We start from the raw sequence: 20124 nt of genomic DNA, 5'->3' as shown, positions 1-20124 counted from the left end.
GGTGAAGGTTTAGGTGAAGTAGGTGAAGGTTTAGGTGAAGTAACCAGTGTTGGCGGTGAAGGTTTAGGTGAAGTAGGTGAAGGTTTAGGTGAAGTAACCAGTGTTGGCGGTGAAGGTTTAGGTGAAGTAACCAGTGTTGGCGGGGAAGGTTTAAGTGAGATAAGTAAAGGTGTAAGTGGCGCAGTTGAGGATATTACAAATAATGTGAGTAACAGCAACTCAGTTGAATCTTCTCAAGAAGAAACTGTCGCCACAGACAAGACAGAAAATACTGCCCCCAAAAATCAACCTAAACCAAAAGAAAAACAGCCTGAAAAAGAACCAAAACAAAAGAAAAAAGAAAATAAAGACAAAAAGCCAGAGGATAAGCTGGAGGAAGCGAAGAGTGAGAAAGACAGTCCATTTGCTTATGGAATAGAAAGAGGCATGGTGGCTGGAATCGAAGTTGCCAAGGGCATAAAAGATTTTTTGACTAAAGATAAGAAAAAAGAAGAACCCAAAGAAAATTCTAAAGGCAAGCCAAAAAAAGACAATAAGAAAAAAGATAAGGATAAAAAAGATAAAGAACAAGACAGTCAACCTGAAAAAGATACGCCTGCTGAGGATGTTGAAAATCCTGTTAAGCAAGCTGGAGAGACCGCAAGTGAAATGAGTGGTAATACCAGCGAGCTAGTGGGTAATACTGGCAAAGCTGCCAGTGCTGCTAGTAGCACAGTAGGGCAGACCAGTTCTGCTGCACTTAAAGGCGCCAGTGAAGGTGTTAAGGTGGCAGGCGAAGGCGTTGAAGTTACCGGTGAAGGCTTGGAGGTTACAGGTGAGACGATGAAGGCAGGCGGCGAGACTATGGAGGTCGCTGGCTCAACCATTAAAGGCACAGGTAGTTTGATTGCAGGAACGGGTAGTCTTTTGGGGCCTGCGGGAACTCCAATTGCTGCGTTGGGTAAAGGAATTGAAGGTGCAGGTACAGCAGCTGAAGGTGCCGGACAAGTAACTAAAACTGCTGGTGAAACGCTTAAAGGCACCGGTCAAACGCTTAAAGTTGGTGGTGAAACCATTAAAGGCGCCGGTGAGACTGTGAGTACTCTGGGTGATATGACCCAAAGTCTTGGCGAAGCGGGTGGCAGTGCCGATAGCGTAACTGAAGGTTTAACGGAGGTCGCTAAAGGAGGCTCAGGTAATTCCTCTCAAGATTCTAGTAACGACAACCCAGATAAGAATTCTGACAAACAAGACAAGAAAGAAGATAAACAAGATAAAAAGCAAAAGAATAAAAAAGAAAAGAAAGAGGAAGACAAGGAAGAAAAAGAAATTGAACCTGAGTTCACTGACAATGCAATGGCAGATACAGTGAAATATGGGACAAAATTGCCCTCTGGTAAAGCGGTTGAAGGTGGCAAAAAAGTAGTTGAGCTTGTTAATAAGGCTGGTGGAAAAGAGAAATCTCAAGAGGAAGGAGTTTCTTTTTCTAGTTCAGAGGGCGCAAACTCTTTTGGCCCAGGCGACGGAAAACTGGATATAAGTGAGGCCAATCCTGCAGGCGCGGCAGGCTCTTCGAGCTTAGGCAGTAGCACACCAGATCTGAGTAGTGCTAATCCGGCGGGCGGGACAGAATCTTCCGGCTTAGGTAGCAATACGCCAGATCTTAGCAGCGCTGACCCTCGCGCTTTTGGGTCTCTTAAAAGTGCTGATGAAATGGTATGCAGTCCTAATGATTGGCATAAGACCAGTGTGCAAAATCAGATGAGTAATAGGGCGGCAAAAGATGAGGATGAGGAAGAAGAGCAGCAGAGCAGAACTTTTACTCCTTCAATGTCAATGAGCCGATAATCATCATCCCCCCACTTAATCGCGGGATCAGACGCTGAGAGATGGTCACTTTTCGGATGCAGCAAACTCCTTCTCCCCTTGTGGGAGAAGGAGTTTGCTGCATCATCAAAGCAGTAAAGGCGCTACATTTTCATTTTAACCACTATAATACATATCAAACTCAGCCGGATGCGGCAGCATACGCATACGGTTGACCTCTTCCATTTTCAGATCAATATAAGCATCAAGTAGATCTTGGGTGAATACCCCACCCTCCAATAAAAATCCTGAATGGGTTTTTAAAGCCAGCAATGCTTGATTGAGTGAGGAGCATACAGTTGGTATATGCGTCAATTCATCCACAGATAAATGATACAAATCCTTATCCATCGGTGCGCCTGGGTCTAGTTTATTGCGGATACCATCCAGTCCTGCCATCAAAATAGCTGCGAAAGCTAAATAAGGGTTGGCTAAAGCATCCGGGAAGCGGATTTCTATACGGCGGCCTTTGGGGTTGTGCACGTAAGGAATGCGGATAGAAGCAGAGCGATTGCGTGCGGAATAAGCCAACAACACGGGTGCTTCAAACCCAGGAACCAGACGTTTATAGCTGTTGGTCGTTGGGTTAGTGAAGGCATTCAATGCGCGTGCGTGTTTGATAATGCCACCAATGAAATAAAGGGCGGTTTCAGAAAGGCCGGCATATTGATTCCCTAAAAACAAATTTTCACCATTTTTAGAAAGCGATAAATTGCAGTGCATGCCATTGCCGTTATCACCTGCCAGTGGCTTGGGCATGAAAGTGGCCGTTTTGCCATAGGCATGCGCCACATTGTGCACGACGTATTTAAACATCTGCATTTCATCGGCTTTTTTCAGTAGGGAATTGAAGCGGAAATTGATTTCATTCTGATTGCCGGTGGCGACTTCATGGTGATGGGTTTCAACTTTTAGTCCTAATTCGTGCAAGGTTAGGCAGATGGCAGAGCGTATATCCTGTGAGGAATCAACTGGCGGTACTGGAAAATAGCCACCTTTGATACCCGGGCGATGACCGATATTGCCGTGATCGTATTCCGTGGCAGAATTCCAGGCAGCTTCAGCGGAATCGATTTGAAAGAATGAATGCTCCATGGCTATTTTCCAGCGTACATCATCAAAGATAAAAAATTCTGGTTCTGGTCCAAGGAAACAGGCATCGGCAATGCCGCTTGCATTTAAATAAGCTTCAGCACGACGCGCCACCGAGCGGGGGTCGCGTTCGTAATCTTGCATATTGCTGGGTTCTATGATGTCGCAGCGAACGACCAAAGTGGCCTCATCGAAAAACGGATCTAAAAAATGCGGGGCGTTTAAATCAGGGCGCAGGATCATGTCAGAGTTGCTGATGTTTTTCCAACCGGCGATGGATGAGCCGTCGAACATTTTACCTTCTTTTAAAAAATCAGCATCAACGTAGTCGGCTGGTACAGAGACATGTTGTTCTTTACCACGAGTGTCGGTAAAGCGCAGGTCAACGAATTTTACATTGTGTTCTTGAATAAAACTGAGGGCTTTATTGATTAAAGCGTCTGACATTGGGAGACCTCGTCAAATAAGTTAGGTGGGCAAGGGATCAGGGCGAATTTACATACTTCAAAGTCGAATCTGACGGCATTTGATTTTGAAGCAAAAATGGATTATGTGCAATGGGAGGATTCTAGAAATTTGGCGGATTTTTAATTCAAACAGCGGCGCTTTTATTTCAAAGCCCGAATCAAAACTCCCCCCACCAACGCAAATAAAACAACCGGAGTCACTGCCGCCCATAAAGGCGGGACGTTATATACCAGACTGAACGGACCTAAAAATTCATTTAGAGTATAAAACCCAAAACCAATTGCAACGCCAATCACGATGCGCAAACCCATAGTCATGGTGCGCAATGAACCAAAAATAAACGGGATCGACAAACTAATCATGACTAGCGTTAAAAGCGGCTGCAGTAGGCGTTCCCACCAGGTAAATTCCGCTGCACTGGTGGATAGACTGGTGGTTTTTAAATATTTGATGTATTGATAAAGGCCGATGAGGGTGGTGTTATCGACATCGACTTGGGCTTTGGCGAGTAATTTAGGATTAAATGTCAGCGGCCATATTTGTTGCGGATAGTGTTGAATGCTCACCGTTTGGGGATTGAACTGGCTTTCTGTTACATCGGAAAAAATCCATTGCCCATTTTTTTTCACACCACTTTTGGCGGTGCTGGCCGAAATTAATTGCTGCTCTTTAAATTGATATCGAATGATTCCGCTTAATTCTCCTGAAGGTGAGGCTCTGTTGATGTAAATGAAATTGTTGCCGCTTCTGATCCAAAAGCCGCTTCGTGAAACGGAAGAGAGTTCCTTTGCGTTTTGCGCTTTGAATTTATATTCCTCGGCATAAGCTTTAATTCGAGGTGCAATCCATTCGCCGATAAAGGTGGCGACAATGAGCATGATAATAGCTGCTCGAATCACGGAAGTAGTTATTTGCAGCTTAGATACGCCGGAAGCCTGCATGACGATTAATTCACTTTGTGTGGCGAGCCGTCCAAGTCCAATTAGACAGCCGATTAATGCAGTGGCAGGAAATAAAGGGTAGATATCATGGGGTAATGACATCAACACAAACAAAAAAGCGCTAAAGGCATTATAAGTATGCCAGCCGATATTGTGTAATTCCTCAATATAGCCGATAAATATCTGCAAGCCGGCCACTACCAACACGACTAGTCCAGTCATGGCAATCACGGTTGTACTGATGTGTTTATGTAAAATTTTCATTTTCTTGGTGTCTATAAAAAAGAATAAAACATTATCCTTTCCCCCCTTGTGGGATAAGGTGCCCGCCAGGGCGGATGAGGGGTAAGCTTGCAGTAGCTATCTCCCAACCTAAACTCATCCCTCATCCGGCCTTCGGCCACCTTCTCCCACAAGGGGAGAAGGAAAAATGTCAAGGCACTAAGAGGAAGCGGCTAAGCTGCCTACAATTTCAGTAACGAAACTATGCGCCGCAACCCAATAAAGCGAACCAGCAAAATTACAGCAATAACTAACATAAGCGCATGTATCCACCACAACCCAATGCTCACGGGGATTTTGCCGCTTTTTATCCAAGCTTTGCCAATAAATAACAAGTTCAAGTAAAGAATATATAACAAAATGGCCGGTAATAACTGCGCATAGCGTCCTTGACGCGGATCGACTTTGCTAAGCGGTGGCGCGATGAGCGCTAAAATGAGCACAGATAGCGGCAGACTCAGCCGCCATTGCAGTTCTGCTGCCATCTGGGGAGATTGATGTCGCTGCCGCCAGAGTGTCGGGGTTGGTAGAGTTTCCACGCGGGTATCAAGCGGTACGGCGTTAGGCTGGATGCGCACCCCATAAGTTTTGTACTGTGTCACTTGGAAATCAGCCTGACCAGGCGTACCGGTATAGCGCGCGCCATTATTCAGAACAATAAATTTATCGCCAGTCTTGGGGTCAATCATTTGATGACCGTCGGCGGCGACGGTAATATTCCAACCCGTAGGTAAAGAGGGTTTTTTCGGGATGATGGGTTGAGCGGCGAAAATATTTTCCAGGCGCTTATGGTCGCTGGATAATTTCTCCACGTAAAATTGCAGGTTGGCGGAACTAATTTTGGTAAATTGGCCTTGGAATACTTTTTCTAAAGGTGAGGCAGAGGCGGCATCAATCAAAATTTGGCGTTTGTAACTCTCCACTTTAGGTTGTGCCCAAAGTGTCAGTGCCGTGACCAGGGCGCAGATGACAAGTGAAAAAGCTAAAGTCATGCCTAAGAGTTCTGCCTTGCTTAAGCCGCAGGCCGATAGTACGGTCATTTCTCGGTCTACATATAGCCGGCCATAGGCCATGAGGATACCGACATATAATCCAAGCGGCAGCAGTATCCCAAGCAGCAGGGGAACCTGGATGGACATGATTTGCATGACCGTACGTATGGGGATTACGCCAGAGGCAGCCTGGGTTAGGTAGTGCACGAACTGATTACTGATAAGCAAAAGAAGTAGAATAATAGTGCTTGCTAATAATGTGCCGTAAACTTCTTTAACGAGATAGCGGAAAATAATCATAGGGTAAGTATACTATTGCGGGCGTTGGGTTGGTACTATAGTTTGTGTTACGGAGTATTAGAAAGAAAGCCATTGATTCGTGCTGTATCCCCTCTCCCATAAGGGCAGAGGGGATTACAATGCCAATGGGATGACGTAGAAGCTACGACGAAGCGCTAGGAAGTTACAAAAATTTTTAATCATTTCAAACTATTATCCTATGAAAACCACAGTTGATTTCCATTTAATTGGAGCAATGAACACTGAACAGATATTCCACGCGGCTTGTCAGTTGACAGAACAAGCTTATCGACAACAGCACACGGTGTATTTATATGCTGAATCAGAAGACAGTCTAAAGGTTTTGGACAATCTGTTGTGGTCATTTCGCGATGATAGTTTTTTGCCGCATCAGTTATGGTTGGGTGAAACATCTGAGACTGCGTCAGTGTTGCTTGGTTGTCCAGAGTCTCCTTTGCCGCCAGCAGCTGATGTATTAATCAACTTGGTTACTACCGTGCCGAATTTTTACGCCCAGTTTTCGAAAGTATTAGAATTAATTCCTGAAGAACCTGTGGCGCGTCAGCTGGCGCGAGAACGCTATCGGTATTATAAATCTCAGGGCTGTGAGTTGGTGACTCGGTAGGGTCACGGTATTCCCTAATTTTTCATAAAAAACAAAAATGGTCGCATAATGGAAAAAACCTACGATCCAAAACACTTAGAACAACACTGGTACCAAACCTGGGAGCAAGCAGGTTATTTTACGCCACAAAACAGCAAAGAGCCTTATTGCATCATGCTGCCGCCGCCTAATGTCACCGGCACCTTGCATATGGGGCATGGCTTTCAGATCAGCTTGATGGATGCGTTAATCCGTTACCAGCGTATGTGCGGCAAACAAACTTTATGGCAAGTCGGCACCGATCATGCGGGAATTGCGACGCAGATGGTGGTTGAGCGGCAACTGCTGAAGGAGGGTAAAAAGCGGCTCGAAATCGGCCGCGAAGCGTTTGAGCAGCGGGTTTGGCAATGGAAAGAGCAATCTGACAGCACCATCAAAGGACAGCTGCGGCGTATGGGTGCATCGGTAGATTGGACGCGTGAGCGCTTCAGTTTAGACCCTGATATTAATCAGGCTGTGGTAAAAGTATTTATTGAGCTCTTCGATCAGGGTCTGATCTATCGCGGTAAGCGTTTAGTGAACTGGGACCCGTCGCTGTTAACTGCCGTATCAGATCTTGAGGTCATTTCTGAAGAAGAGGCGGGCTTTTTATGGTACATCCGCTACCCGCTGGTTGCGAGTAAAGAAGCCTTAATTGTCGCGACGACCCGACCGGAAACCTTGCTGGGAGATACTGCCGTCGCTGTCCATCCTGAGGATGAACGCTACCGCCACTTTATCGGACAGCACATTAATCACCCATTGACCGGCAGAACCATACCCATCATTGCCGATACGTATGTCGATCCGACCTTTGGCACGGGTTGTGTCAAAATTACCCCCGCCCATGATTTTAATGATTATGCCATGGGTCAGCGCCATCAATTACCGTTAATCAATATTTTAAAAAAGGACGCGCATATCAATGAAAACGCACCACCCGCTTATCAGGGCTTGGAGCGTTATGTGGCTCGCAAACGTATTGTTGCTGATCTGGAAAACCTAGGTCTTTTGGAGAAAGTTCAGCCACACCGCTTACAAGTGCCGCGCGGTGAAAGATCCGGTGCCGTGATTGAACCGTATCTGACCGATCAGTGGTATATCAAAATGCAATCTTTGGCGAGCGCAGCCATTGACGCCGTCAAGCAGGGACAAATGCAATTTGTGCCGGAAAATTGGACTAAAACCTATTTTCAATGGTTGGAAAATATTCAGGATTGGTGCATCAGTCGTCAGTTGTGGTGGGGACATCGTATTCCGGTTTGGTATGACACCGACGGTAAAGCTTATGCTGCAGAAAATGCCGCCCAGGTGCGAAAGAAATATCATTTACCCTCAGATGCTATACTTAACCAAGACGAAGATGTACTGGATACCTGGGTTTCAGCCAGCTTATGGCCGTTTGCCACCTTGGGGTGGCCAGAGTCAACGCCAGAATTTTCTACCTTCTATCCCACCAACGTACTGGTTACAGGCTTTGATATCCTGTTTTTCTGGGTGGCGCGTATGATGATGATGGGTTTGAAATTCACAGGCCAAGTGCCTTTTCGTACGGTTTATATCACTGGGTTAATACGCGACAGTCAAGGTCAGAAAATGTCCAAATCCAAGGGTAATGTGCTTGATCCCATCGATCTGATTAACGGTATTGATTTAGCTGGGTTAATCACTAAACGTACGCACGGATTGATGCAAGCCGATAAAGCTAACAAAATCGAACAGGCGACGCGTAAAGAATTTCCCAACGGTATCCCAGGATTTGGCACCGATGCGCTGCGTTTTACTTATTGTGCTTTAGCCAGTACTGGTCGTAACATCAATTTTGATATGGGACGTATTGAAGGTTACCGGAATTTCTGCAATAAATTATGGAATGCGGCGCGTTATGTGTTGCTGAATACAGAAGAACATGCTGCAGATTTAACGAGTGGCGCTGTAGAGTTCAGCGTGGCCGATCGTTGGATTCGTTCACGTTTGCAAGAGACCATTTTGCAGGTTACGGAAGCTTTTGCCGATTACCGTTTTGATTTGTTGGCACAGCAATTGTATGAGTTTACTTGGAATGAATATTGCGACTGGTATCTGGAATTTTCTAAACCGGTATTGCAAGGAGAGGGAGCTACGCCTGAAAAGCGCGGGGCGCGCCTCACTTTGTTGGTGGTTTTGGAGGCGGTATTGCGTTTGCTGCATCCCATAATGCCGTTTATCACTGAGGAAATTTGGCAGCGCGTTGCGCCTTTATTAAGTATCCAAGGCAAAACGATTATGCTGGCGTCATATCCAGTGTTTGATAAAGAACAAATGGATGTGCAGGCTGCTCAGCAAATTGATTGGCTCAAACAAGTGGTATTGAGCATCCGCCAGATTCGTGGTGAGATGAATATTGCTCCTGGTAAACCCTTGCCATTGTTATTGCGCAAAGGGGATGCTACAGATAAAAAGCAGGTTGAGGCGCATTCTGCTTTGTTAATGGCTATGGCGCGGTTAGCATCTATTACTTGGCTGGCCGAAGATGAAGCTGCACCTCCTGCGGCTGCGGCAGTGGTTAATCAGCTGGAATTGTTTATTCCGCTGGCAGGGTTAATTGATAAAACTGCGGAATTGCAGCGTTTGCATAAAGAATTGGATAAATTGCACAAAGAACTGGGGCGTATTCAACAGAAGTTGGCTAATGCGGATTATGTTGAAAAAGCACCGGCAGCGGTGGTTGAAAAAGAGCGCCAGCGCGCAGAGGAAACACAGGCGTTATTAGACAAATTACAAGCGCAAAAGGAGCGATTGCAGCAAGTTTGAACTAAAAGAATTGCTGTAAACTTGCCCCTATAAAAAATGCTAGTGCGCCTGCGCGGGAATGACAATGCCTGTGCTTTTGATTTTCTTCGTTGAATAAATCAAGTGAGAAGGAAATTGAAGCATCTATCACAAAGGAAAAAACATGAGTCTTGCATTTGATATAGCCATACTGGGCGCCACCGGAATTGTTGGTGAGGCGATGTTATCGATACTGGAACAGCGCAGTTTTCCTGTGGGAAAAATTTATGCACTGGCCAGTGAACGTTCTGCCGGCGAAACTGTCAATTTCAAAAATCGCGCCATCACCGTCGAAGATGCTGCCAACTTTGATTTTTCTAAAGTGCAGTTAGGCTTATTTTCTGCCGGTGCTGGCGTTTCTGCGCGTTATGCTCCCGTTGCCGCCGAGGCGGGTTGTGTTGTCATCGATAATACTTCGCAATTCCGTTACGACGCCGATGTGCCTTTGGTTGTGCCTGAAGTCAACCCGCAAGCCATAGCAGATTACCGCCAACGACATATTATCGCTAATCCCAATTGTTCCACCATTCAAATGGTAGTGGCACTGAAACCCATTTATGACGCAGTCGGTATAGAGCGCATTAATGTCGCCACCTACCAGTCAGTGTCGGGCAGTGGCAAGGCCGGTATTGAGGCTTTGGCGACTGAAACCACCCATCTGCTCAGCGGTCACCCAGTCACACCAGTAGTTTATCCCACCCGCATTGCTTTCAATGTCATTCCGCAGATCGATACCTTCCAAGATAACGGTTATACCCGTGAAGAAATGAAAATGGTTTGGGAAACACAGAAAATTTTAGGTGATGACAGTATTTTGGTAAATCCGACTACCGTACGCGTGCCGGTATTTTTTGGACATTCCGAGGCGGTACATATTGAAACCCGCGATAAATTAACTAAAGATCAAGCTCGTGAATTGTTGCGCAATGCTCCAGGCATTATTGTGATGGACGATCCCGAGTATCCTACTCCGGCACATGAGGGTACCGAAGGTGATGCCGTTTTTGTGGGACGGATACGCGAAGATCTATCCCACCCACGGGGTTTGAACTTATGGGTGGTTGCCGATAATGTGCGCAAGGGTGCGGCCTTAAATGCGGTGCAAATTGCTGAGGTGTTGGTGAGTGAATATTGGTAGGCAAAGTTTCAGAGTAACCTACTTCCCTCTGTCCGGGGAAATAGTCACTTTTTGGGTAGCACCCTCCTTCTCTCACAAGGGGAGAAGGAGGGTGCTACTAACTAAAAATAACTATTCCCCGGACATTAGTGGACGCAGTCGGGAATGACAAGGCTTTAGTTAGATTTGGACTTTCTGTTTATGAGGAAAAAACTTTCAGAGAGCCCCCCCATCAGGCAAACGCTGATAGGGGTGTTGCAGGTCTTCATCTTCATCCCCACCTTCAATATGAATTTCTACGGATTGTGGTTTTCTTTCCTTTGCATCGTCAGTAGCTAGATGTGGATATCGAAGTTTAAGTGCTGCGATTTCTTCCAGCATTGCTGTAAATAATTCATTGGTTTTTGAAATTTGATGTTTATCATAAATTGCAATAGCACTGGGTCCAGTTGTCATCAATGTGGTGGTTCCGGTTGCGAGGCTAAGCGCATATAAAACGTCCTTATCCGAGTGATTTTCATCGGGTACTGCATAACTGGCACAAAGTGCAGTGCCGATAGTGACGGCGGCCAAAATTACGCCGACAGGAATGCAGCCTAACAAAGGAATTCTTAATGATAGTAAAAAGTTTTGATGCGTTTTTAGAGTAGCTTCTAGCCTAGCCAGATCAGTGATATATCGCGGATTTTTGAGAATATTGTTCCATAGTTTGGAAACTTCTTGTCTTTGTTCTTGGCTGAGAGATATATTAATCCTGCGATCAATTATGTTAAATAGTTTATCTAAATGAACTAGGTTTTTTTTCTTTTTGAAGATTTCGCTATTTGAGATGGGGTCACGAAGCCCTTTGCTGACCAATGTCGTATTGAAGAGATCCCTGTTAGTAAAAAAACTGGCTACATGCCCTAAGCTATCCTTCCCAATATTTGCTAAATTATCAGTTTTAGCACTTTGTATGCTTACTATTTGTTTTTCGTCTGCCATTAAGAACCTCTTATTGCTTAATATGATAAAATTTATGTTTAATAATAATCTACTATTATTAGGGTTGTCTTAAACAGTAAATTTCTTCTATTAAGATTTTATTAAGTTAGCCATGTTAAGCTATACCATGCAACAATTTGAAAAGGCGGAGTCGTTATGTCCAGAGAAAACAAATCAGCTGGGTTTGATGCCTATGATCTGGGCTCTCAGCGTCAAAAGCAACGCTATGGCCTTGCACCATTGGATCTGGATGATGATGAGGATGTGGGCGGCCCGGGTAGTAGTAGCGCTGGGCAAATCGAAGTCGTTATCCCATTTTCTGAGCAAAAAAGCGATCAATATAAGCCATTGGTTGATGAATGGGGTCAAGCGTTATCCCAACTGGTCGATGATAAAGCCGAAGATCTAACCCGTTTGCTGATGGAAGGAGAGGGTAAATTTGGTGCAGTTTCCACGCAGCGCAAAAAACAGAAGCAATCTCGCGAGAAACAAGCCGCTAATGAGAAAGAAGCTGGCTTAGCTAACAGCCACGGCGCTGGCGGCGATCTCCCGCAGCATCCCCTCTTAAACGGCCAAAGATATGATGGCATGGCCGATCATGATTCGCCGTTAGCCGCGCACAGTGCCCAGGATGAATTGTTTGAGAATATTGCAGAACAGATTGAAAATAATCCTGAATTGAAATTAAGCCCTGAATTAAGTAACAATCTGAAGCTGCGCATTGATTTATATAATCAGAAGAAACTGGAAAATGCGTTGATTAGCAGACCGACTTTGACTCGTGATCATCGTCCAGGGATGTAGTGTCGATTGTCCTCCTGAGTCCTAACTGACAGCTATTTTTTCAGACAACCCTATGACCCTAACCAATGAAATCCTAAACAACCATATCAACGAAGTCAGGAGCCTACTTGCTGCTGGCGCAGATGTGAATGCGCTCGATATTTACGGGTTTACCCCGTTGATTGAAGCCGCCATCGCCAATAACACCGAAATTGCAGCATTACTCATCAAACAAGGCGCCGATGTGCGCAAAAAAGACCTGACAGGTGGCACGGCGCTGCATTGGGCGGTAGAAAACAATAATCTGCCACTTTGTCGTTTATTGCTGGACAATAAAGCTGATCCCAATGCCTATAATAAATCCGCGCAACCCGTACTGCTCCAAGCTTTGCTGCGTAATCAGCAGGATTTAAAAGAACTATTATACCGTTATGGCGCCGATCTAAAATTCGCCCAAGATTATATCAACGCGAAACTGATTGGCCATCGCTTTGAATTGAGTGGCCGCGTCGATATCGTTGATAATAAAAACACTTTCATTGAGCTGGATTTTGAGGGATTTGTTTTAGAATTTACCATCAGCGTCATCCAAGACTCTTTACTGCAATTCAAAAATAATTTCTCTGCACGTAATCTACGCTCACATTTTGCTGAGCTGCAAAATATGATTGAAGCATTTGCCATAGCAGGCGAGCTGATTAAATACCAGCAACATCTGGTTAATATTGCCCAACTGGGGCATCGCATTGAAACAATATCAGAGCGGCAGCTACTATTGTTGCCGGTGGGCTATGAAGGACATGCCATTACCTTTATCAAATGCGGTCATTTTTTTGCGAAATGTGATCGCGGTGCGTATAGCCTGCATCATCCAGCAGTGGCGATTTATCAAATCGGTAACCCTTATGCGTTTAATGCGGAATTCGTTAAGCATCTGCTTTACAAAAAACAAAACCGCCGTTTTGTCAGCGAGGGGATTTTCAAAGTATTAGGTCTAGAATTGGTAACCACCTTGCCGCTTAGATCACAATTGAGCGGCAACTGTTCCTGGGCTAATGTCGAAGCGGCTGTGCCCACAATGTTGTTAATGCAATGGTTACAGATGGGCATTCCACGCGCCGTGGATCTTCAGCATTATCAGGAAGCGACGTTGGCGATTTATAAACAATGGTTGGAATGGGATAAGGATTGGGCTCTGCATCAATGCGTGGAAAGTTTCTATGACGCAAGTCCCGCCCGCAAAGCCTCTAAAGTAGCGATATTAGCTGCGGTATTATTCCAGACTTGCCGTTATACGCAGACCAAAGACATTGATCGTGCGAATAAAATTTTGGCGGTTTTGGCGACCAAGGATTATCGCTATGTGTTGGATAGTTATTTAGCGGTTTACAAGGATACGGCAGCGGGGCGCAATTTGCTGGAGTTGGTGGATCTTTATAGCAAATAATTGGAATGTACTATATTTCCTCTCACACAGCTTACAGGCCTAGATTAACACCAACGCTCAATCTCAATTCCCACCCCCTGCGCGGTTGCCAAAGCATTGCCAATTGCATTGGGCTTATGGATGCGTAGCCGCACTCCTTTAACAGAATATTTCTGCAATATTGCTTGTGTCAGATGTTCGGCTAAAGCTTCCAATAGAAAAAATTTACCATTAGACGCTAACTGCTGTAAATATTCCGCCAAAGCATCATAATTTATCGTATCAGCAATATCTTCGCTGCTTGCTGCTTTACGAGTATCTGTAAAGAGGGCTATATCCAGTACTAGCGGTTGTTTGGCTTTATGTTCTTCAGGATAGATACCAATTAACGTTTCTACTTCCAGTCCTTCGATAAAAATTTTATCCATGGGTTATTCCCTCCTGGCTTCAGCGTGGAATTTTATATAACATGTTGGAGTTTAAAGAAAAATGAGGGATTCTCATGAAAATTAATTGTATAAAATGGATAATACTGATAATAGCACTGCCAGTGACATTATATGCTGCGCCTAATTCTGACCCCGCTGATCCTGCTAATGTTGAAGATGTGTTCCTGAATGCTTTTCAAAAGATCAAAACCGGAGCCGCCAATGTTCAGCCGGAAGCTAATGAAATTTCATCGCCTGCGCCTAGCCCTACTCATGTCAAAAAGGTAGTGTCACCTGCAAAATCGGTAGTGTCAGCGCCACCCTCATCGGTAGCAGCACAGCATACCATAACTTCCATCTCTCAACCTACCTCGATTAAAAAAACTACTGAGATTAGCCCGGCTATCACCAAGTCACCTGTAATTCCTCAAGGCACAACCGCCGAAGATCAACATATTCAATCAGAATTAGCAGATTTACGCAGACAAAACGCAGCTTTGCAAAAACGCGTAGGTCAGATGAATCAGCAAATGACGCAATTGCAACAAGCCTTGGTTGAATCACAAAAATTATTGTCCAAAGATATTAATACCCTGCAGTCCGCAACGATAAGCCCACACAAAGCTCTAGTACAACCTGCAGCGCATACGGTGGGTGTGGTGCCCATGCCACAAAAAGCCTCAGCACAACCCGTGCAGCCGGTTAAAGCAGCTATTGAGTTGCCGCCGCCGCAGTTTTCACAAGCGCCTTCTACCCCCATCCCGCCAGCACCATCCTCATTGCCTGTGGTTGAAAACACGCAGCCGCCCCAGGTAGTAACGCCTAAACCTATACCTGGAATTGATGAAGCAGCCAATACGGTCAATAACCAGGCGCCACGAACTGAGATTCAGGAGGAATCTATGCCAAGAAGCTTTTTGGATAGCACGGTTTTTTTATTAGCCATCGGTTTGGTGTTGATGGCTGCGGGTATATTATTACTGATTTGGCTATTTTGGCCGAGGTCGCAAAGAGCATCCTCTTTGTCTGATGCGGCTAAGGCAGAAACACCATCACCCTTACCAAGTCCAGGGATAGAATCTGAACCGGAATATGAACCTGCACCAGAGTTTTTCCAACAACCGGAACAGCCAATTATCCCAGAACCTGAACCCGAGATTGAGGCAGACTATTCACCCATGAAAATCTCCGAGCTTGAGAGCTTTGAGCAATTAATAGAAGAAGAACAAGAATATCTGACTCCTGGACAGGAAGCTGAAGGTGAAGATATGGAATACGGCTTTATGAATACTAAAGATGCCATACCGGTGAAACTGGATTTGGCGCGGGCTTATTTAGAAATGGGAGATTACGTGGCAGTACAAGAGACGTTAAAAACTGTGCTTGCCGAAGGTTCCAAGGCCCAGCAGCGTGAAGCTGAATTATTGCTGGAGCAAGCAAGGCTGGCGCAGGGTGATTAATGATGCGTTGGGCGTTGGGGATAGAGTACGAAGGTACTTGTTATCATGGCTGGCAAAGCCAAACCAATGAAAAATTAATGACAGTGCAGAGATGTTTGGAACAGGCAGTGTCACGCGTTGCCGACCACGCAGTCGAAGTAGTATGCGCAGGGCGCACGGATAAAGGCGTGCATGCCACCAGCCAAGTTGTGCATTTTGATACCGCAAGACCACGCGATAGCCGTGCTTGGGTCATGGGAGTCAACCATGGTTTACCAGAAGATATCCGCGTGATTTGGGCGAAAGAGGTCAGTGAAGATTTTCATGCACGTTTTTCTGCTGTGGCACGTCGTTACCACTATATCATTTATAATCATCGAATTGCGTCAGCTATTTTGCGGCGCCATGTCACCTGGTTTATTCATCCCCTAGATGAAGACAAAATGCGTGTTGCAGCAAATTATTTGCTGGGAGAACATGATTTCAGTGCTTTTCGTGGTGCAGATTGTCAGGCAAAAACCACTCGGCGTTGTGTACATCGGCTCGATATTGTCCGCCGGGGTGATTTCATCAAAATCGATATTCAGGCTAATGCGTTCTTACATCATATGGTGCGCAACATAGCTGGCGTATTAATAGAAATTGGTGTGGCTAAGCGACAGCCAGTTTGGGCGCAAGAAGTATTAATGGGACGTGACCGTAAATTAGGTGGTATCACAGCGCCGCCGGAGGGACTTTATTTAGTGGATATCACTTATTCCCCACTGGATGCAATACCTGGCGGTCGTGATAGCGTTATATCCCCCTTTTAAAAAGATGGGGAAATAGCTGTCTGGTAATTCTTGATTTTTATCAATTTCGGAAAGAGAATAGATACCTCTCATTGAGCATGGAAGACGTTGGTTCCAAAAATTAACAGCTGGTTTTTTTAAAACAAATTAAACAAGGAGCAGTTTTCATGAAAAAATTTTTAATTGGAATAATTATTCTCATAGTACTAGTGATTATTGTTTTTATGATAGTAAAAGAAACATCATCCACACCCCCTTCTTCAACGTCTTCAACATCATCCTCAGCACAAAATACTTCGACGGTTAGCGATGCGAATGAAAAGCAAAGTGAAGCTTTTTTAGCGAAAAATAAAACCAAACCTGGTGTTATCGTATTGCCTAGTCATCTGCAGTATAAAGTGTTAGAAGCAGGTACTGGCAATAAACTGGAGAAAAACACCAAGGTTGTTTTAACGTTTGAAGGGCGTAAACTGAATGACCAGGTCTTTCAGAGTGAGAAAGGTAGGGAGCTTCCAGTGACTGCTGTTATTCCAGGGATGCAAGAAGCCTTGCGATTAATGCCAGTTGGGTCTACTTGGCTGATATTTGTACCGGCCTCGCTTGGATATGGCCAGCAGGGGAAGGGCAATGTAGGTCCAAATGAAGTGCTCATTATAAAAGTGCATTTGATCGCAGTAAAACCCTAGCCCATCTTCCTTGATTGCCAATTTTAATAAACTTAAGGAAATAATATTATGAAATTTCGTCTTATCAATGTAATAATTTTTAATTTAATAGCAACTGCTAGCTTTACGCAGGCGCATGCAGCTACTACCGATGCCACAGATCAAGGGGCGAATATAGTGCAAAGTGCAACTGTAGGGGCTGCCAATCCAGGTGATCAAAACAAAAAAGCGGGGGAAACTTATATGGAAGCCAATGCGAAAAAAGAAGGGGTAGTTAGTTTACCAAGTGGTTTGCAGTATAAAATCTTGGAGAAGGGCACAGGCCGCAAACCCAATGCGAATGATACTGTAACCGTAGATTATGAAGGCAGCTTGTTAAATGGCAAAGTATTTGACAGCTCTTATCAGCGCGGTGAGCCTATCAGTTTTCCTGTAACAGGCGTGATCCAGGGTTGGCAGGAAGCATTACAATTAATGCCGGTTGGATCGACTTGGATGCTATACATTCCAGCTAATTTAGCTTACGGTGAAACAGGTGCAGGCGGTGTGATTGGTCCGAATGAGACGCTGGTGTTTAAAGTACATTTGATTGGAATCAAATAAAAGCGCATTGTAACTATTTACTTCTATGAAAAGAAGGGCGAAGCAAGGATCACCCCCTTTCCAAAGGGAGTGATTCTTTACCCGAGGAAAATTTAACATGACCTGGTTTAAAAAATTGTTCCCATCCAAAGTAGAAACGGCGCAGAAAAAAGGCGTGCCGGAAGGTGTATGGAGCAAGTGTCCAGCTTGTGGCGCCATACTGTATCGTGCTGAGCTGGAGCGCAACTTAGAAGTTTGTCCTAAATGTCATCATCACGAGCGTATCAGTGCTAGAACCAGTTTGAATTATTTTTTGGATGCAGGCAATCAGAGTGAAATTGGTGCTGAGGTAGAGCCGGTAGATATTTTGCGTTTTCGCGATACCAAAAAATACAAAGACCGTTTAATCGCTGCGCAGAAACACACAGGAGAGAAAGACGCTTTGGTGGTATTGCAAGGCGCCTTATTTGGTAAACCATTAGTTGCTTGCGCTTTTGATTTTAATTTTATTGGCGGCTCCATGGGTGCTGTAGTTGGCGAGCGTTTTATACGGGGTGTAGAGACCAGCATACGAGAAGCCATTCCCTTTGTGTGTTTTGCGACAAGTGGCGGTGCGCGTATGCAGGAGGGGTTAATTTCATTGATGCAGATGGCTAAAACCAGTGCGGCACTTGCCAAGCTCTCAGCCAACGGTTTACCTTATATTTCTGTATTAATGGACCCCACCATGGGTGGTGTCAGCGCTAGCTTAGCGATGCTGGGCGATATTATTATTGCTGAACCGAAAGCGTTAATTGGTTTTGCCGGTCCCCGCGTCATAGAACAGACAGTGCGTCAAACCTTGCCGGAAGGATTTCAAAGTAGTGAGTTTTTATTGAAGCATGGCGCTATCGATATGATTGTTGACCGGCGTGAGATGCGGATACGGATTGCTAGCATTTTGGCAAAGCTACGGCATCAGCCGCAGCCGGAAGAGGTGGCGTAAATCCTTTTTCCTTGTGAGCATAGGCGTGTAACTCAGCACTAGACACTGTATCCCCTCTCCCACAAGGGGAGAGGGGATACAGTGCTAAGCCTTTGCAGTAGAAAAAGAATACCACTTGTAAGTAAAACACTTTAATTATATGCCATTTAATTCATTGCCTGATTGGCTCTCATATATTGAAACCCTGCATCCTAAAACTATTGCTTTAGGATTAGATCGAGTGCAGAAGGTAGCTAATACTTTGGGAGTCCGAGTATTTAACTGTCCGATCATCATAGTCGGCGGTACAAATGGCAAGGGTTCCTGTGTCACCTTTTTAGAGTCAATATTGCAAGCAGCGGGTTATCGCACAGGGACTTATACTTCACCGCATTTGCTGCGTTTTGAGGAACGTGGGCGGATAAATAATCAATCTATCAATGAACAGCAATGGGTAACTGCGTTAGCAGAAGTAGAAAAGGCACGAGAAGAAATAGCGTTAACTTATTTTGAAATGACCACATTGGCAGTGTTGTGGTTATTTCAAAGAGCAGGACTAGATGCTCTTATTTTAGAAGTGGGTTTAGGTGGTCGTTTAGATGCGGTTAATATAGTAGATGCGGATGTTGCTGTCATCACCACAATTGCTTTGGATCATATGGATTGGCTGGGTGATAATCGTGAGGCGATTGGTAGTGAAAAAGCGGGAATTTTTAGAAGGGGTAAACCTGCTGTATGCGGAGATTTTTCTCCACCGGTTAGCATCAGGGATTATGCGCAAAAAATTAAAGCGCCGCTTTATTGCATCAATCAGGACTTTAATTATCAGCAGTTTGAGACGAGTTGGAATTGGCAGTGTGCTGATGTGCAATATGTGGGGTTGCCTTTGCCTTCGTTACCGTTGCAAAATGCAGCTTCAGCACTCATGGCGCTGCAATGTTTGCCAGGATGGGTTGCTAATCAGGATGCTATTGCACTAGGGTTAAAATCTGCGAGCTTGCCGGGTCGTTTTCAGCAATTTACCCATCCGGTGAATGGTATTTTAGACGTTGCGCATAATCCAGCGGCAGCCGCTTTTCTGGCCGCACGCTTGCAAACTCTACCGATTGTGGGCAAAACATTGGCTGTGGTGAGTATCTTAGCAGATAAAGATATCGCTGGAACTTTGCAGCCGCTTCTGCCTTATGTAGACAGCTGGTATGTGTCAGGTCTTGCAGTTGCGCGAGGTGTGTCTTCTGATACTATGCTTATGCAATTGCGGGATTTGGGGGTCAAAAACTGTTATAAAGCAGATTCTGTAGCTGTGGCGTTTCAAAATGTAGTGGCGGCTTGTGGTAAAACTGATCGCGTGCTAGTGTTTGGATCATTTCATACAGTGGCTGAAGTGCTTGAGGCGATGGAGTATTCAAGTGTTCAGATAGTTGGAAGTAGCACAAACGGTCAGATTTTTCCAAGATCGCCCCTAAAAATTTGTAAAAAAGCGGAGCATACACGTAGTATGTGAGCATTTTTTACAAATTTTTAGGGGTGAGGTTGGGAAAATATGGCCGTTTCAATCCTATGGCGAATAG

At 45.0% G+C, this 20124-nt stretch carries 17 protein-coding genes; 12 read left to right on the top strand and 5 right to left on the bottom strand.

The window, feature by feature from the left end:
* Positions 1 to 1827: hypothetical protein (locus VHE99_02610; GenBank protein HVV67916.1), on the top strand; the 1827-nt coding region annotated here is incomplete at its 5' end.
* Positions 1828 to 1962: 135 nt separating this feature from the next.
* On the opposite strand, the gene glnA is transcribed toward VHE99_02610, so the two are convergent.
* The 3 genes from glnA to lptF form a co-directional block, all read right to left on the bottom strand.
* Positions 1963 to 3384, bottom strand: a complete 1422-nt coding sequence (gene glnA, locus VHE99_02605) for a type I glutamate--ammonia ligase (protein ID HVV67915.1) — start codon at positions 3382 to 3384, stop codon at positions 1963 to 1965.
* A gap of 161 nt (positions 3385 to 3545) precedes the next feature.
* Positions 3546 to 4610 (bottom strand): LPS export ABC transporter permease LptG, encoded by a 1065-nt coding sequence (gene lptG / locus VHE99_02600; protein ID HVV67914.1) that lies wholly within the window; start codon positions 4608 to 4610, stop codon positions 3546 to 3548.
* 200 nt (positions 4611 to 4810) lie between these two features.
* Positions 4811 to 5920, bottom strand: a complete 1110-nt coding sequence (lptF, locus tag VHE99_02595) for an LPS export ABC transporter permease LptF (GenBank protein HVV67913.1) — start codon at positions 5918 to 5920, stop codon at positions 4811 to 4813.
* Positions 5921 to 6119: 199 nt separating this feature from the next.
* Here lptF and VHE99_02590 point away from each other — a divergent pair, with 199 nt between their 5' ends.
* The 3 genes from VHE99_02590 (at position 6120) to VHE99_02580 (ending at position 10512) form a co-directional block, all read left to right on the top strand.
* On the top strand, positions 6120 to 6545 hold the full coding sequence (locus tag VHE99_02590; protein HVV67912.1) for a DNA polymerase III subunit chi: 426 nt from the start codon (positions 6120 to 6122) through the stop codon (positions 6543 to 6545).
* Positions 6546 to 6593: 48 nt separating this feature from the next.
* Complete coding sequence (locus VHE99_02585) at positions 6594 to 9356, top strand: valine--tRNA ligase (GenBank protein ID HVV67911.1); 2763 nt, start codon at positions 6594 to 6596, stop codon at positions 9354 to 9356.
* Positions 9357 to 9498: 142 nt separating this feature from the next.
* A complete protein-coding gene (locus VHE99_02580; protein ID HVV67910.1) occupies positions 9499 to 10512 on the top strand; it encodes an aspartate-semialdehyde dehydrogenase in 1014 nt (337 codons plus the stop codon).
* Between the two features lie 195 nt (positions 10513 to 10707).
* Here VHE99_02580 and VHE99_02575 read toward each other — a convergent pair whose 3' ends face one another.
* A complete protein-coding gene (locus VHE99_02575) occupies positions 10708 to 11475 on the bottom strand; it encodes a hypothetical protein (protein HVV67909.1) in 768 nt (255 codons plus the stop codon).
* Between the two features lie 156 nt (positions 11476 to 11631).
* Between VHE99_02575 and VHE99_02570 the strand changes: the two genes are divergently transcribed.
* Both VHE99_02570 and ankH read left to right on the top strand, forming a co-directional pair.
* On the top strand, positions 11632 to 12279 hold the full coding sequence (locus VHE99_02570) for a hypothetical protein (protein ID HVV67908.1): 648 nt from the start codon (positions 11632 to 11634) through the stop codon (positions 12277 to 12279).
* A gap of 52 nt (positions 12280 to 12331) precedes the next feature.
* Positions 12332 to 13705, top strand: coding sequence for a Dot/Icm T4SS effector AnkH/LegA3 (gene ankH / locus VHE99_02565; GenBank protein HVV67907.1), 1374 nt, complete (start codon positions 12332 to 12334; stop codon positions 13703 to 13705).
* A 44-nt stretch (positions 13706 to 13749) separates the two neighbouring features.
* On the opposite strand, the gene folB is transcribed toward ankH, so the two are convergent.
* A complete protein-coding gene (gene folB, locus VHE99_02560) occupies positions 13750 to 14112 on the bottom strand; it encodes a dihydroneopterin aldolase (protein HVV67906.1) in 363 nt (120 codons plus the stop codon).
* 74 nt (positions 14113 to 14186) lie between these two features.
* Between folB and VHE99_02555 the strand changes: the two genes are divergently transcribed.
* The 6 genes from VHE99_02555 to folC all read left to right on the top strand — a co-directional run bounded on the left by VHE99_02555 (position 14187) and on the right by folC (position 20057).
* On the top strand, positions 14187 to 15572 hold the full coding sequence (locus VHE99_02555; GenBank protein HVV67905.1) for a FimV/HubP family polar landmark protein: 1386 nt from the start codon (positions 14187 to 14189) through the stop codon (positions 15570 to 15572).
* Positions 15572 to 16363 (top strand): tRNA pseudouridine(38-40) synthase TruA, encoded by a 792-nt coding sequence (gene truA / locus VHE99_02550; protein HVV67904.1) that lies wholly within the window; start codon positions 15572 to 15574, stop codon positions 16361 to 16363. The genes VHE99_02555 and truA overlap by 1 nt, the downstream gene beginning before the upstream one ends.
* A 146-nt stretch (positions 16364 to 16509) precedes the next feature.
* The gene (locus tag VHE99_02545) at positions 16510 to 17028 is read left to right on the top strand and encodes an FKBP-type peptidyl-prolyl cis-trans isomerase (protein ID HVV67903.1); all 519 of its coding nucleotides are present in this window, start codon (positions 16510 to 16512) and stop codon (positions 17026 to 17028) included.
* 48 nt (positions 17029 to 17076) lie between these two features.
* The gene (locus VHE99_02540) at positions 17077 to 17610 is read left to right on the top strand and encodes an FKBP-type peptidyl-prolyl cis-trans isomerase (GenBank protein ID HVV67902.1); all 534 of its coding nucleotides are present in this window, start codon (positions 17077 to 17079) and stop codon (positions 17608 to 17610) included.
* Between the two features lie 97 nt (positions 17611 to 17707).
* Positions 17708 to 18574, top strand: a complete 867-nt coding sequence (gene accD / locus VHE99_02535) for an acetyl-CoA carboxylase, carboxyltransferase subunit beta (protein ID HVV67901.1) — start codon at positions 17708 to 17710, stop codon at positions 18572 to 18574.
* 139 nt (positions 18575 to 18713) lie between these two features.
* Entirely contained in the window at positions 18714 to 20057 is a 1344-nt protein-coding gene (gene folC / locus VHE99_02530) for a bifunctional tetrahydrofolate synthase/dihydrofolate synthase (GenBank protein HVV67900.1), read from the top strand.
* Positions 20058 to 20124: the final 67 nt, after the last annotated feature.

This window comes from Gammaproteobacteria bacterium, from assembly GCA_035546635.1.
Lineage (GTDB): Bacteria > Pseudomonadota > Gammaproteobacteria > JAURND01 > JAURND01 > DASZWJ01.
This window is presented reverse-complemented; position numbering and strand designations above follow the sequence as displayed.

What these genes read in the sequence shown, in the direction of transcription:
- folB (HVV67906.1), bottom strand. Translation starts at nt 14,112, where the DNA reads ATGGATAAAATTTTTATCGAAGGACTGGAAGTAGAAACGTTAATTGGT.
- VHE99_02585 (HVV67911.1), top strand. Translation starts at nt 6,594, where the DNA reads ATGGAAAAAACCTACGATCCAAAACACTTAGAACAACACTGGTACCAA.
- glnA (HVV67915.1), bottom strand. Translation starts at nt 3,384, where the DNA reads ATGTCAGACGCTTTAATCAATAAAGCCCTCAGTTTTATTCAAGAACAC.
- lptF (HVV67913.1), bottom strand. Translation starts at nt 5,920, where the DNA reads ATGATTATTTTCCGCTATCTCGTTAAAGAAGTTTACGGCACATTATTA.
- VHE99_02575 (HVV67909.1), bottom strand. Translation starts at nt 11,475, where the DNA reads ATGGCAGACGAAAAACAAATAGTAAGCATACAAAGTGCTAAAACTGAT.
- accD (HVV67901.1), top strand. Translation starts at nt 17,708, where the DNA reads ATGACCTGGTTTAAAAAATTGTTCCCATCCAAAGTAGAAACGGCGCAG.
- VHE99_02545 (HVV67903.1), top strand. Translation starts at nt 16,510, where the DNA reads ATGAAAAAATTTTTAATTGGAATAATTATTCTCATAGTACTAGTGATT.
- ankH (HVV67907.1), top strand. Translation starts at nt 12,332, where the DNA reads ATGACCCTAACCAATGAAATCCTAAACAACCATATCAACGAAGTCAGG.
- VHE99_02555 (HVV67905.1), top strand. Translation starts at nt 14,187, where the DNA reads ATGAAAATTAATTGTATAAAATGGATAATACTGATAATAGCACTGCCA.
- lptG (HVV67914.1), bottom strand. Translation starts at nt 4,610, where the DNA reads ATGAAAATTTTACATAAACACATCAGTACAACCGTGATTGCCATGACT.
- VHE99_02590 (HVV67912.1), top strand. Translation starts at nt 6,120, where the DNA reads ATGAAAACCACAGTTGATTTCCATTTAATTGGAGCAATGAACACTGAA.
- truA (HVV67904.1), top strand. Translation starts at nt 15,572, where the DNA reads ATGATGCGTTGGGCGTTGGGGATAGAGTACGAAGGTACTTGTTATCAT.
- VHE99_02580 (HVV67910.1), top strand. Translation starts at nt 9,499, where the DNA reads ATGAGTCTTGCATTTGATATAGCCATACTGGGCGCCACCGGAATTGTT.
- VHE99_02540 (HVV67902.1), top strand. Translation starts at nt 17,077, where the DNA reads ATGAAATTTCGTCTTATCAATGTAATAATTTTTAATTTAATAGCAACT.
- VHE99_02570 (HVV67908.1), top strand. Translation starts at nt 11,632, where the DNA reads ATGTCCAGAGAAAACAAATCAGCTGGGTTTGATGCCTATGATCTGGGC.
- folC (HVV67900.1), top strand. Translation starts at nt 18,714, where the DNA reads ATGCCATTTAATTCATTGCCTGATTGGCTCTCATATATTGAAACCCTG.